The organism is Sphingorhabdus sp. (genome assembly GCF_050921905.1).
Lineage (GTDB): Bacteria > Pseudomonadota > Alphaproteobacteria > Sphingomonadales > Sphingomonadaceae > Sphingorhabdus_B.
In genome coordinates this window covers 1,058,048-1,071,359 of record NZ_CP050888.1, presented here as the reverse complement: position 1 = coordinate 1,071,359, position 13,312 = coordinate 1,058,048, and the positions used below count along the sequence as shown (strand labels likewise).

10 protein-coding genes are annotated in these 13,312 nt (G+C 55.4%); 7 read left to right on the top strand and 3 right to left on the bottom strand.

What is annotated here, in order from left to right; all coding sequences use genetic code 11:
- The first annotated feature begins 69 nt into the window (after positions 1-69).
- The gene (locus HEQ18_RS05145) at positions 70-1,026 is read left to right on the top strand and encodes a bile acid:sodium symporter family protein (RefSeq protein WP_432815766.1); all 957 of its coding nucleotides are present in this window, start codon (positions 70-72) and stop codon (positions 1,024-1,026) included.
- Positions 1,027-1,174: 148 nt separating this feature from the next.
- Here HEQ18_RS05145 and HEQ18_RS05140 read toward each other — a convergent pair whose 3' ends face one another.
- Both HEQ18_RS05140 and HEQ18_RS05135 read right to left on the bottom strand, forming a co-directional pair.
- The gene (locus HEQ18_RS05140) at positions 1,175-3,685 is read right to left on the bottom strand and encodes an ABC transporter permease (protein WP_432815765.1); all 2,511 of its coding nucleotides are present in this window, start codon (positions 3,683-3,685) and stop codon (positions 1,175-1,177) included.
- A gap of 142 nt (positions 3,686-3,827) precedes the next feature.
- Positions 3,828-4,529, bottom strand: a complete 702-nt coding sequence (locus HEQ18_RS05135; protein WP_432815764.1) for an ABC transporter ATP-binding protein — start codon at positions 4,527-4,529, stop codon at positions 3,828-3,830.
- Between the two features lie 11 nt (positions 4,530-4,540).
- Between HEQ18_RS05135 and HEQ18_RS05130 the strand changes: the two genes are divergently transcribed.
- The 6 genes from HEQ18_RS05130 to HEQ18_RS05105 all read left to right on the top strand — a co-directional run bounded on the left by HEQ18_RS05130 (position 4,541) and on the right by HEQ18_RS05105 (position 11,893).
- Positions 4,541-5,245 carry an arylesterase gene (locus HEQ18_RS05130; protein WP_432815763.1) on the top strand — a complete coding sequence of 235 codons (705 nt, stop codon included), beginning with the start codon at positions 4,541-4,543 and terminating at the stop codon, positions 5,243-5,245.
- 83 nt (positions 5,246-5,328) lie between these two features.
- Positions 5,329-6,537 carry a toxic anion resistance protein gene (locus tag HEQ18_RS05125; protein WP_432815762.1) on the top strand — a complete coding sequence of 403 codons (1,209 nt, stop codon included), beginning with the start codon at positions 5,329-5,331 and terminating at the stop codon, positions 6,535-6,537.
- 146 nt (positions 6,538-6,683) lie between these two features.
- Complete coding sequence (locus HEQ18_RS05120) at positions 6,684-7,400, top strand: hypothetical protein (RefSeq protein ID WP_432815761.1); 717 nt, start codon at positions 6,684-6,686, stop codon at positions 7,398-7,400.
- 99 nt (positions 7,401-7,499) lie between these two features.
- Positions 7,500-8,603 carry an aldose epimerase family protein gene (locus tag HEQ18_RS05115; RefSeq protein ID WP_432815760.1) on the top strand — a complete coding sequence of 368 codons (1,104 nt, stop codon included), beginning with the start codon at positions 7,500-7,502 and terminating at the stop codon, positions 8,601-8,603.
- A 231-nt stretch (positions 8,604-8,834) separates the two neighbouring features.
- Positions 8,835-9,206, top strand: a complete 372-nt coding sequence (locus tag HEQ18_RS05110) for a response regulator (protein ID WP_432815759.1) — start codon at positions 8,835-8,837, stop codon at positions 9,204-9,206.
- Entirely contained in the window at positions 9,203-11,893 is a 2,691-nt protein-coding gene (locus HEQ18_RS05105) for an ATP-binding protein (RefSeq protein ID WP_432815758.1), read from the top strand. Before HEQ18_RS05110 ends, HEQ18_RS05105 begins: the two co-directional genes overlap by 4 nt.
- 16 nt (positions 11,894-11,909) lie before the next feature.
- On the opposite strand, the gene HEQ18_RS05100 is transcribed toward HEQ18_RS05105, so the two are convergent.
- Positions 11,910-12,662 carry a ferredoxin--NADP reductase gene (locus HEQ18_RS05100; RefSeq protein ID WP_432815757.1) on the bottom strand — a complete coding sequence of 251 codons (753 nt, stop codon included), beginning with the start codon at positions 12,660-12,662 and terminating at the stop codon, positions 11,910-11,912.
- Between the last annotated feature and the right edge of the window lie 650 nt (positions 12,663-13,312).

The following is a 13,312-nucleotide window of genomic DNA, read 5'->3' as shown; positions in this document are numbered from 1 at the left end:
ACGCAATATGCGCTGCAGCGCAACATCGCTGGTGTTGCAATACGCGATTGCAAGCGTCAAAGCGCTTGGATGTTCGCTCGTATCTTCGCTGATCGCTTTGTCATGCTCCTGCTCGCCACGATATTGTTGGCGAGCGTCTTACCCGTTCGGGGCGCAGCGGCAGTGGTCGCGTCATTGATTTCATTGGCGGCGATATTTCTGCTGTTTTTCCTGAACGGCGTGCGCTTGCCCCGACATGAAGTGATCAATGGCGTGCGCAATTGGCGGTTGCAGGGGGCGATTTTCTTTTTCGTATTTGGCGTGATGTCGGCCACCGGATTGGCTCTGTCGCATGTTTTCGACAATATCTTACCGCCGACACTTGCCTTGGGGTTGCTGTTTACAGGCATCCTGCCTTCCACTGTGCAGTCGGCTGCGGCCTATTGCGCCTTGGCCAAAGGCAATGTGGCGGCATCGGTTGTCGCGGCAGCTTTGGTCAATCTGATCGGTGTACTTTTGTCACCTTTGCTCTTGGCGGTATTGGCGCATGTGGGGGAGGCGGACATTTCAGGCGCGGCGATTGGCCGCATAACGCTCATTCTGCTCCTGCCCTTTGCGCTCGGCCAGATGGCGCAGAGTTGGTGCAAACCATGGGTAGACCGCAACAAGGAGTTGGCGACTTGGATGGACCGCATCTCGATTGCCATCGCGGTCTATGTGGCGTTTTCAGGCGCGGTTGTGGCGGGGATATGGAGCATCGTGCGCGGTGATGAGCTTGCGTGGTTGGCATTGGCTTTGTCGGTCATGCTGCTGGTTGGCTTTGGCGGGGCTTGGGTCTTAAGCGGGGCCATGAAGCTACCGCGCGGCGACCGGATTACCATGCTGTTTTCGGGTGGGCAGAAAAGCATCGCCATTGGCGCGCCGTTGGCTGCGACGATATTCCCGCCCGCAATCGCGGGAATGGTCCTGCTGCCGACGCTGATTTATCATATGGCGCAGTTGATATTGTCTGCGCCGTTGGCCACGCATTTGGCGAAAGATGCGTAACGTGCCTCCCCATCGACTTGCGATGGGGAGGTGGCAGCCGAAGCGATAGCTTCGGATGACGGAGGGGCCAGCAACGTACGCGGCCCCTCCGTCTTGCCCGTGCTGACGCTCGGTCAATCCACCTCCCCATCGCAAGTCGATGGGGAGATTAGAGGCTCCGCAGCGCTTCCGATGGCCGCGCCGCTAAGATCGGGAGCGATCCGACGATACCCAGCACAAAGGTCGCACCAGCGCCGCCAATGAGCGTCAACGCCAGTATCGAATAATCCGGCGTAAAGCTGAAATCGAATATTTCGACCACGACATAATATGCCGCCGACATGCCAAGCAGCAGCGATACCAACCCGAGCAGCACCGCCAATATCCCATATTCTAACGCCTGCGCGCCCAATATCTGCCGCCTTGTGCTACCCAGCATTTTCATGATGACGCTGTCATAGATGCGCGACTGGCGGGCAGCGGCAATCGCGCCAACGAGTACGGCGATTCCGGCCAAGATGGCGATGGATGCAGCAGCGGCAATGGCCTGCGCCATTTGCGTGAGCAATATTGTGATCTGCGACGTCACTTCGCCGACCTCAATCAGCGACGAGGACGGGAATGCGGGTGGGATAGATTTTGCCAATATGCGCTCGGCAGGCTTCGACACGGTCAAAGTCGCAACCATATTATGTGGCGCGGCGTCCAAGCTTCCCGGCGAAAACACCATCACATAATTTAAGCCGAAATTATCCCATTTGACGGTGCGTAAGGATGCGATCTTGGCGGGAACCTCAACGCCGAGCAAGCTGATGGTCAGGGTATCACCCACCCCAACGCCCAAGCTTTCGGCGGCTTCTGCCTCAAGGCTGACCAAGGCAGGACCATCATAATCCGCTGGCCAAAATGTGCCCGCGACAATCTCACTACCCCTCGGCAGGACGCTGCTGTAGGTGAGTCCGCGATCTCCGTTAAGGATCCATGCGCCTTCGGGCAGTTCTTCCAATTGATCCACACGCTGGCCGCCAAATTCAACGATAGTGCCGCGCAAGGCAGGAATCATATTGATGGTAGCTTTGGGGTCGGCGTCCTTCACCATTTGCGTGAATATCGCTGCGCCCTCACGCGGGATATCCAATGCAAAGAAGCTTGGCGCACGATCGGGGACGCTGTTTTTGATTTCATTGTTGATGCTGGTTTGAATGGCCGCGAGCGTCACGAACAAGGTGAGGCCAAGGCCAAGCGCCACAACCAATGCCTGCGTCTGCGCACCGGGGCGATGTAGATTGGCAAGCGCGAGGCGCGGCAAGGGTGCCTTTGGCCGTGGGACGCGTAAGGCTATAAAGCGCAGCAACCACGCAATACCCGTGAGCAGCAAAAGCAGGCCAAAGGCCGCGCCGATAAAGGCGAGCGAGAATAAAGGCTCTCGTGCCGTCACCACCGCAAGCGCGATGATTGCGAGGATAGCCGAGACCACCCACACCGCGCTGCGCCGGTCGATGCGGGCATTGCCTTCCACAATCGCGCGGAATAGGCCAGCGGCCGGCACCGTGCGCGCACGGGCGAGAGGCGGCAGGGCAAAGGCAATGGCGATTAACAGCCCATAGATCGCGCTGACGAGCAACGGCAAGGGATGCAGGTTAAAGCCCGGTGCGACCGGCAATATGTCGCCAGCAACCCAGCCAATGACCATAGGCATAACACTACCTACCGCAAGGCCGGCGATAACCGCACCTGCGGCAACGGTCAGGATTTGAAGCATATAGATGCGGAATATCGTCCCGCTGTCTGCGCCCGTAACCTTCAATGTCGCAATGCTGGCGCGCTTGCTGGCGAGATAGCTGCTGACGCCGTTGCCGACGCCAATGCCCGCGATGACCAAGGCGGCAAGGCCGACAAGCGTCAAGAACTGGCCCATACGCTCAATGAAGCGCCTTGTGCCGGGTGCACCGTTGGAACGATCCGTAATGTCCCAACCCGCCGACGGGAACTGCGCCTCAAGTGCCTTTGCTACGGCGGGTGCGTCTTCGTTCGCGGATAGTTTGATGCGGTATTTTGCCTCATACATGCTGCCCGGCTGGATTAGGCCCGTATCTGGCAAAGATTTCATGTTGATGATGGCTACTGGACCAAGCGTGAAGCCCTCGCCCAAGCGGTCGGGTTCTTCGGCGATGACACCTGCGACTTTAAACCGCGCCTCCCCAAAGCGGACGGTTCCACCTGTTTGAATGTCGAGCCGTTCGGACAAGGTTTGCCCAATGTAGATTTCGCCCTCGGCCGGTGCCTTAACATTGCCGCCATCGCGCAGGGTCAACGCGCCATAATGCGGGTAGATATTGTCGATGGCTTTCAACTCGGCGAGCAGGCTGTCGCTGCCAACTTGTGCGCCTATGGCCATTGCCCGCAAACGGATGGTTTCGGACACTATGCCGGCTTTGCGCATGGCTGCCATTTCCGACTGCGTTGCGGCGCGTTGCGCGATCCCGATTTCGACATCGCCGCCAAGGATCGTCTGGCCACGCCGTGATAGTTCATCGGCTATGCCAGCGGTCAAGCTGCCGATAGCCGCAAGCGTCGCGACGCCCAGGAATAGGCAAATCGCCAACAACCGGAGCCCACGGATACGCGCGGACAGGTCACGGCGCGAAATGCGCCAAATGGCGGCGAGGGAGAGGCTCATCTAAATCCTCCTCGGAACGGGGAGGGGGGCCGCGCGAAGCGGGGTGGAGGGGGCAATTGGCTCAGCGCGCGGCGCAGCCCACCCTCCGTCAGTGCTCCGCACTGCCACCTCCCCGAAACGGGGAGGATCTGTTGTTCGCCAATCAAGCCCCGCTCTCCACCACATGGCCGTCCTGCATGGAAATCACGCGGTCACATTTGCGCGCAAGTTCGGGGTCGTGGGTGATAATTAACAAAGTCGCGCCCAATGCGGCGCGGCGGGCGAATAAGAGGTCGATAATGGCCGTGCCTGTGGACCCATCCAAATTGCCTGTTGGTTCATCGGCAAAGATGATCTTTGGCCCTGCGGCCATGGCGCGGGCTATGGCAACACGTTGCTGTTCGCCGCCGGACAATTGGGATGGATAATGGGTGAGCCGATGGCCAAGGCCGACGGCTTCAAGCTCACTTTGCGCGCGGCCAAACGGGTCCTTCAGACCAGCCAACTCCAACGGGATAGCGACATTCTCAAGTGCGGTCATGGTCGGCAACAGGTGAAACGCCTGCAACACAATGCCGATGCGCCCACGCCGCGCACGCGCGAGTTCGTCTTCATCCAGCTTAGTGAAATCCAGGCCATCGACAAGCACAGTGCCACCGCTGGCTTGCTCCAACCCGGCCAGCACCGCCATCAAAGAAGATTTACCTGATCCCGACGGCCCAAGCAACGCGACGCTGCTGTCATAGGGCACTTCAAGGTCTACGCCGCGTAAAATCGACACGGATGCGTCGTTGCTGCCAAGGCTGAGGGTGACATTTGCCGCGCGGATTGCCATATCCGTTTGGTGAGTGATAGGAGCGTGCAAGGAAAATCCTTATGAGAAGTTTTTTGCTATATGGGGCGTTATGCGTCACAATCCAAGTGTTGTCGGGATGCGGGTCAAATCCTGTAGCCGAAAATAAGACTGACGTTCAGGAAACGGCAAAGGTCGCGCAGTATGACCAATTGGTCGTTGCCTTCGGCGACAGCCTCTATGCCGGGTACCGGCTTGCGCCACAGGAAGGGCTTGCCCCGCAATTGCAGGCGGCATTGCAAGCGGGAGGCATTAACGCGCGGGTTCATAATGCCGGGGTGTCGGGGGACACCACAGCAGCAGGTAAAACGCGGCTGGCCTTCGTGCTCGATAATCTTGACCGAAAGCCTGACCTGGTCGTGCTTGGCCTTGGCGGCAATGATATGTTGCGCGGCATCAAACCTGCAGAAACCAAAGCGAACATGCGCGCGATGATGGACGAATTGAAACGCCGAGACATTCCAGTGGTGCTGACGGGCATGTTGGCCGCGCCAAATCTAGGTGCAGATTATGTAAATTCTTTCAACGGGATTTTCCCGGATCTGGCCAATACATATGGTGCTTCGCTTTACCCTTTTTTCCTCGATGGCGTAGTGACGGATGCGGCCTTAATGCTGCCGGATAACATCCATCCCAATGCCAAGGGCGTGTCGCGGGTTGTCGAAGGATTATCCCCGCTGGTCGAAGCCGCCTTGAAGCGACAAGATGAAGCTGTATTAGAAAAATAATACAGCCAGGGACGGAAGTGCTTGAAATGGTCGCGCACTCGTTCCATTTGATGTCATATCCAATGACAGAGGGATTTTTGGCCATGTCGACTGAAACCGCAACCCAGACCGTGCAAGAGCTGAAGCTTACACCGCCGGACCCTGTGCCGACCGTGACCCCGCAACAGGCGATGGGGCTGGTCCCTGTAACCGATGAGCAGCAAAGCAAGCTGGCACAGCGGGTTGATGCCTATGTCGCTGACCTGATTGCGCAGGACGTTAACAGTCCTGAATTCGGCAAGCGGGTTGACCAGATCACCAATATGGGCCGCAAGGAAATCATGGAGGCATCGGCGCAGTCGAACCGCTTTCTTGATAAACCCATCCGCCGCATGGACGCCGAGTCTGGCGTTGGGGCGGATTTGGCCGAATTGCGCCGCGTTGTAGAAGATTTAGACCCTTCCAAAAAGGGCAATCTGATGACCAAGCAGAAGCTGTTTGGAATCATCCCCTTTGGCAGTAAATTACGCAATTATTTCGACAGCTATCAAAGTTCGCAAACGCATATCAGCTCGATCCTCGGGCGGCTTGGCAACGGCAAGGACGAGCTATTGATGGACAATGCCGCCATTGATGTAGAACGTCAAAATCTGTGGGTTGCCATGGGCAAGCTTGAGCAGATGATCGTCATGTCAAAGCAGCTTGATGCCAAGCTTGAGGAAAAATCTGCGGAGTTGGAATTGTCCGACCCAGCCAAGTCACGCGCGATCAAGGAAAGTGCGTTATTCTATGTGCGCCAGCGGACGCAGGACTTGCTAACGCAAATGGCCGTGACGGTGCAGGGCTATCTTGCGCTTGATCTGGTGAAAAAGAACAATGTCGAGTTGGTAAAGGGCGTTGACCGCGCATCGACAACCACCGTTGGCGCGCTGCGTACGGCGGTCACGGTGGCGCAGGCAATGACGAACCAGAAACTGGTATTGGACCAAATCACATCGTTGAACACCACAACGGCGAATATAATCGACAGCACTGGCAAATTGCTACGCGACAATACCGCGCGTATTCATGAACAAGCTGCGGGTGCGACTATTCCGCTGGAAACATTAAGCCGCGCGTTTCAGAATATTTACGACACGATGGATGCCATCGACACCTTTAAGCTGAAGGCGCTCGACAGCATGAAGCAGACGTCGGACGCGCTTGAGAAAGAGGTCGAAAAGTCTAAGGGCTATATCGCCCGCGCCGAAGGTCAGGCGCAGGCGGTGAAGGCTACCCAGGACAGCGGTTTGCTCTCGGCTTTGGAGGGGTAAGTGTTGACCAACATATCTTCGTCATTCCCGCGAAAGCGGGAATCTATGGTCGGAACTTGCAGCACTGACCGACCAGCGCTGCGCACATTTATATCTCAGGCCATGGGTTCCCGTTTTCGCGGGAATGACAAAGTTTAGGGAAGCCAGTGAATAGCCCAGCATCCAACTCAAACGAGACCCTGAACGCGGCTGCGCGGTCGTTGCGCAATGTGCGGATGAAACCGATTGGTTCCAAGTCGCAGGCGCTGCGCAGTGCGCATTTTTGGGGTAAGCTGAGTAAGGCTGTGGTCGCGGTAGGGGTGGTGTTGATCGGCGCGGGCATAGTTGGCGCGATTATCGACGGCATCGGCTTTTGGGGCGTTATGATTACCGGCATAGTTGGCGCGGCGGCGGCCTATGTGTTGATGCGCTATCCCGAAATGCCTATGCCTACGACCGAAAGCCTTCGTGTCACTGATCTCGCGACGTTGGCTGGCAAAACCGAAATCTGGTTGGAGGCGCAACGTCCGGCTCTGCCAGCGCCAGCAGTAACGTTGATGCAGGATATCGGCTTGCGGCTGGACCAGCTTGCGCCGCAATTGCAGACATTGGATGAAAACGACCCGGCGGCGCGCGAAGTGCGCAAGCTGGTGGGCGAACATCTGCCCGAACTTATTAACGGCTATAAGAAAATCCCGGACAGCCTGAAACATAAAGAACATGCAGGGAAAACGCCTGCGCAGCAGCTTGTTGACGGGTTGAAAACTATTGATCGCGAGATTGAAACCATGACCGGGCAAATCTCACGCGGGGAGCTGGATAAGCTGGCAGTGCGTGGGCGTTACCTTGAAATGCGCTACGATAACGCCGAAACACCGGGCTAGGCTGTCTAACGGGTTTCAAATAGCCAAAGACGCGGCGCGTCTTACAAAATCAGGGTCTTTCGCGGCGCATAAAGGCGCCTGGATGAAAAGGAATGAGTTTTGACGCGCGCGAAGCTGAGTAGAGAATTTTTCGGGACGCTGCCCAACGGAGAAGTGGTTGAAGCGATAACACTCATCAACGCAAACGGCATGCGGGTGCGTATCATCGGCTATGGTGCGGCAATACAGTCGGTCTACGTGCCCGATGCGCAAGGGCAATTTGCCGATGTTACGACAGGGTATGATAGGCTGGACGCATATGTGGCTCAGCCGCAATATTTCGGTTCAACAATAGGGCGCGTCGCCAACCGCATTGCAGGCGCGCGCTTTACGTTGGAGGGCAAAGAATATCTGGTTCCTGCCAATGATGCCGCCAACTCCCTGCATGGTGGCGAACAGGGGTTTGACAAGGTCAACTGGACCGTTACCGCCTGCGATGAAGAGGCGATGTCCGTGACGCTTTCGCATGTCAGTCCCGATGGTGACCAAGGCTATCCCGGAAACTTATCCGTAACTGCAACCTACCAACTGCATGCGGACAACGCTCTGTCGGTGCGATACCAAGCGACCACGGATGCACCAACTATCGTCAACCTGTCGAACCATGCATATTGGAATTTAGCCGGCGAAGGTGCGCCCCACGACGCCATGGACCATCTGTTAACTATCAATGCTGCGCAGTATTTACCAGTCGATGCCACCCTCATCCCGACCGGCGAGCGCCGCCATGTGGCGGGCACCGCGTTTGATTTCCGCACAGCTAAAACAATCCGTGCGCATGTCCGCGATGTTTCCGATGAACAATTACGGCATGGGCGCGGTTACGACCATAATTGGGTCATTGATGAGGTAGTGGCGCGCGCGCCACGCTTGCACGCAGTATTGAAAGATCCACATTCGGGACGGACAATGCGGTTGCTTTCTAATCAACCTGGCTTGCAATTCTACGCTGGCAATTTTTTCGATGGTTCTACCGCAGGTAAGGCTGGCAAACGCTATCATATGGGCGACGCCATCGCCTTGGAACCGCAGATGTTTCCAGATGCACCTCACCAAGCTTCCTTTGCGTCGGTCGCGCTGCATCCTGACCAGACTTATGAAAATATCATCATTTGGCAGTTCGGTGTGACTGCGGGTAATGCAGATGAGCACGCGCCCCAATAGCACGCATGCGGCACCATTTTTTGTTGAGTGCCGTCTAGGCCGCGGACTCAGACATTGCCGTGAGCAATGGTTCATTACCCCGATCGCTCATTAGGCATGGCAGTCACGGGGGTAAAAGGTTTGTAGTGTAAAGTCGTATAAAATAGGTTATGTGACCGTAAATTAAATTAGAAACTCCGTACAGGTCATCGCATGGATTTAACGAGTGACAGTGAAGGAACATCTCCGGAGGTGCCTGGGTCACATATCCTTTTAATTGATGATGAACAGGATGTTCTCCCTGAGTATAAAGAGTTTCTTGAGTTTGCCGGATTTAAAGCCTTCACATCGGCTTACCCCGTCGAAGCGCACGAACTCGTCTTAAACACGCCGGAGATCGGCGTCGTTATTACCGATCTGCGTATGGCGCAGGTTGATGGCGCTAGCATAATACGGAACTTGCGCGCTGCGCTTCCCGCCGGACGCCATGTCGCGTTTATCATCCTGACGGGTGACGCAAGTACACAATTAGGGTCCGACATCGCGGATGTACCTGTGTTCCTGAAGCCAGCCGATACCGATGCGCTTATTGCCGCTATCCGTGTTGCGCTGTCACGTCTGTGAAATTGGCGATCAAGAAGCTGGCGTTGCCACAAATGCGTCGGCACGAGTTGCTTGCGGTTATCCTGCTAGGGTTGACTGGTTTTCTTTGTAATAGCCTTGAGTTGCAGCTCGGCTGGGGCATGCAGTTCGTGTTTGGTAACGCGATTATCTTTGCATTTATACGCGTACTTGCGCCGCAATCGTTGGTGCTGGCTATATCCATTTCGAGCCTGTGGACCCTATTTCTGTGGAATCATCCCTGGGCATGGCTCGTCTGGATATTTGAGGCCATTTTCATCGCGGTCCTTGGTCGGCGAAACGCACCGGTTCGAAGCGATGTGATTTTCTGGGTCGTTCTCGGCGCGCCATTGCTCTTTCTGACCTACGGCGGCGTGATCAAGATGGACGAACTCTCGCTCTCGCTGGAGGTGCTTAAACAGGCCGCAAATGGCATATTAAATGTTGTTATCGGAGAACTTATTTACGTCGCCCTGATCGCAATTAATCCGATGCGGAAATTTGTAAATTGGCCAAGGGTGAAGGCGGAAAGCGCAGTTATCACGCTGCTAATGGCCATTATTTTGATCCCTGCAGCTTTTTATCTGGCACTCGAGGCCCCCGACCGCGAACAGGCGGCGCGCCAAAATGTTAGCCGGACCCTCGATAACCGGCTTCTGGTCAGTGGTGTTGCGCTGAATAGCTGGGTGCAGTCGCGCAGCCTCATTCTGCGGATGCATGCGGAAGAGCAATTTCATAAGGGGCGCGAGCCGGAGCAGGCATTGTTGGATGAGCTTTCGCCTGAATTCGATCACATCACGATCATTGGTAATGGCCGCAAAATTCAATGGTCTGCCGAATCGAGCGGCGAAAAGATGCGCTTGGTTGCCAAGAGTTCAAGCCAAAGTACCATATTGGCAAGATACGGTGTGCGCCTTGTAACATTGTCGCCGCAACGGACAAAGCAGAGCCCGCAATTCGCAATGATTGTGCCATTCAGCGCCGATGGCAAGGCCGGGATTATTGTTGCCCAATTGCGTAACAATTTATTGTACAAGCTGGTGGCCACGCGCGGGCAGCAATCGGACTATGGTATTTTTTTGGTCAGTCCACTGCAGGGGACATTCCCACTAACGCAAGTCACAAATGTGCTGAACAAGCAGGTCAAATCGCTGTCGCAGGTGCAACGTGTGACCTCTTTGCAATCGCCTGTTCTTTTAAGCGGGACCGGATATGGCAGTTCCTTTATGCAGGATTGGCGCAATGCCCATATCCTGCGGTCAGCTATGGTGGCCGAGCTACCTGAATGGCAAGTGTTTGCAGTGGCCCCATTGGCACCTGCCGTTTCCAAAGCGCGCAGCGCGCAACTGCAGCAGTTAACTGTCCTGATATGTTTCGTATTTTTAATAACCCTCATCGCCTCTGTGCTCAGTAAAAAAATGTCGCAGACGCTGGGTCGGCTCTCGCAATCCGCTGCCGATCTTACTGCCGCTGGTGTGCCGCAAGCGCCCATGGTTGGTCTGGTCATCAAGGAAGTGAACGACATTTCAGGGACGATTGCTTCTGCTGGTACGACATTCGGTCGAGAGCGCGGTGCGCTCGCCAGTTATCAGCGTCGCTTAAACAACATTGCACAGCATGCGCCCGTCATATTTTACGCGCTGGACGTTGTGGATGGCGGGAAAGTATCATTTGGATATATCAGCGGGTCGCTGGAAAAAATTCTAGGGTACACGTCCACGGATGCAATGGAGCCTGGCTGGTGGAGCCATGCGATCCATCCGGAGGACTATCCAAGGTGCGCCGAGGCGTTTGCGGGACTTGAAGCCGGCAAAGTCGTAAGTGAGGAATATCGGTTGCGGCACAAGGACGGACATTATGTCTGGATTTATGACACCCTGTCTTTCGAGGCCAATCCACATTCAGACGCGATTGAAGCGGTTGGTGTCATCATGGACATATCCGAACGCAAGGCTGCTGCAGAGCAGCTTTTGCAGACCGATAAAATGGCAAGCCTGGGACGGATGATTTCGGGCACGGCGCATGAATTGAACCAACCATTGAATTTCATCAAAATGGCGGCGTCCAATTTGCGCGAAAATGCGGTGCGCGGCCGAACGGAGGCCGAGCGTTTTCTGCCGAAGCTTGAAAACATATTGGCACAGGTTGAGCGGGCATCGGCGATTTTGCTGCAAATGCGGATATTTGGACGCATACCCAAAGAATCGCCTTACCCCATAAATGTTAAGGCAACTGTTGATGAGGTTGTTGTGATGGTGGCCCCACAGTTTGAACTCGACGGCACGCAAGTTGAGGTCGTCGAAAAGGGCGGGCCAGTCCATGTGCAAGCACTGCCGGTGTTGTTGGAGCAAGTGTTGCTGAACCTGCTTCTCAACGCGAATGACGCGATCAGGACACGCTATGGAAACAGCAGTGCTGCCGAAGGCCGGGTTAAAATCACAGTCACACGCCGCAACCAGCTTGCAGTCATCACCGTAGAGGATAATGGCGCCGGAATTCCTTCCGGTGTCCTTCGAAAAATATTTGATCCGTTCTACACCACAAAGGCTCCGAAAGACGGAACGGGTCTTGGCCTATCGATCAGTTACGGCATCGTGTCCGATTTGGGCGGCGTCATCCGCGCGAGATCGAGCCGCAACGGCGCGCGTTTCACAATTGAACTGCCCTTAGCTGAAGCGGTGGTTACGTAAGCACCCCTGCCAAAAGTCAACCAACAAAGGCGCGTTCCAGCACATAAGTGCCGGGGTGCGATTGTGCGCCTTCGATGAAACCAAGGCTTTCCAGCAACGCCCCTGTCTCCTTAATCATGGCCATGCTGCCACACAGCATGACGCGGTCAAATTCCGGGTCGAGCGGATAATCCCCGATTTCAATTCGCTTCGTGATGCGGCGATTTTCGCCCGTCCATGTCGGACATTTGGTGACTGACGCGTCATAAATGAGCTGCAACTTTGCCTCGGCCGCCACCAGAGGGTCATCCGCCAGTTGCGATTCCAATATCTCCCGATAGGCCAGATCCTCAACCCGCCGCACGGTGTGCTGCACGGTTATTTTTTCATAACGCTCATATACTTCGGGATCGCGAATGATCGACATCCATGGGGCAAGGCCCGTTCCGGTTCCAATCAAATGCAGCCGCTTGCCCGGCAACAACGCGTCCAGCGTCAGCGTACCCGTTGGCTTTGCACCCAACAGGATTTCGTCGCCGGGCTGGATTTTGCACAATAGGCTGGTCAGCGGACCATCTGGAACAATGATGCTTAAAAATTCAAGCGATTCATCCCAAAAGGGCGAGGCCATGGAATAAGCACGCATCAACGGCTTATCATTGACCATAAGGCCAAGCATGACAAATTGACCGCTGACAAAGCGAAATGAGGCGGGCCGTGACACCGAAAAGGTAAACAGTCCCTCGTTCCAATGATGCGTGGTCAAAACCGTAACAGTCGAAAATGCCATTATTCACTCCATTATTCAGGGCGCTCTTTGACGGCAATGGAGCAATTTACAATAGGGTCATTTCTTTTATCGTCAAAAGCCTGCCTTCTTTTTGGGCATGGTTTCCCAATGAAGGCAAAATATGGCTGATCATTGAAGTTGAAAAGTCACATTAAGGTCTCACCTAAACGCATATGGTATCAAGCGCGGGTGGGAGATGCATTACGGGCCGATTGCATACCCCTGCGGCCATTGGGCGGTTCGCGATATGATGAGGGCAACGCTGACAGGTAAAGTCCTACATTACAAGGGAACGATTGTCGCCCCAGCGCAGGCTGGGGCCTATCTCGCCTGTCGGCCTATCCGGACAGACGTCATGGGCACCAGCCTTCGCTGGTGCGACGATGTTTTTTGATGGAATTGGGAATTGCTGCCACCGCAATTCCCTAAATCACCCCTCCCCTTCAGGGGAGGGGAAGGGGGTGGGGTCCATCGGCGTTGCGTAAACCTATATACCCCACCCCAACCCCGTGGAGCCTCTCGGACCAGTCCGGGGGACTGGTCCCTCCACGCCTAAAGGGGAGGGGCTTAATTTCGCAATATGCACCGCAGCAAGATTATTTCGGGGATGACGCACAAGTTACAGGAATTCCGTTTGGCAGGTCATTATC

Bases quoted from the DNA above. Each gene is read 5' to 3' on its own strand.
- HEQ18_RS05145 (WP_432815766.1), top strand. From the start codon at position 70: ATGTTCGCTCGTATCTTCGCTGATCGCTTTGTCATGCTCCTGCTCGCC.
- HEQ18_RS05140 (WP_432815765.1), bottom strand. From the start codon at position 3,685: ATGAGCCTCTCCCTCGCCGCCATTTGGCGCATTTCGCGCCGTGACCTG.
- HEQ18_RS05130 (WP_432815763.1), top strand. From the start codon at position 4,541: ATGAGAAGTTTTTTGCTATATGGGGCGTTATGCGTCACAATCCAAGTG.
- HEQ18_RS05125 (WP_432815762.1), top strand. From the start codon at position 5,329: ATGTCGACTGAAACCGCAACCCAGACCGTGCAAGAGCTGAAGCTTACA.
- HEQ18_RS05100 (WP_432815757.1), bottom strand. From the start codon at position 12,662: ATGGCATTTTCGACTGTTACGGTTTTGACCACGCATCATTGGAACGAG.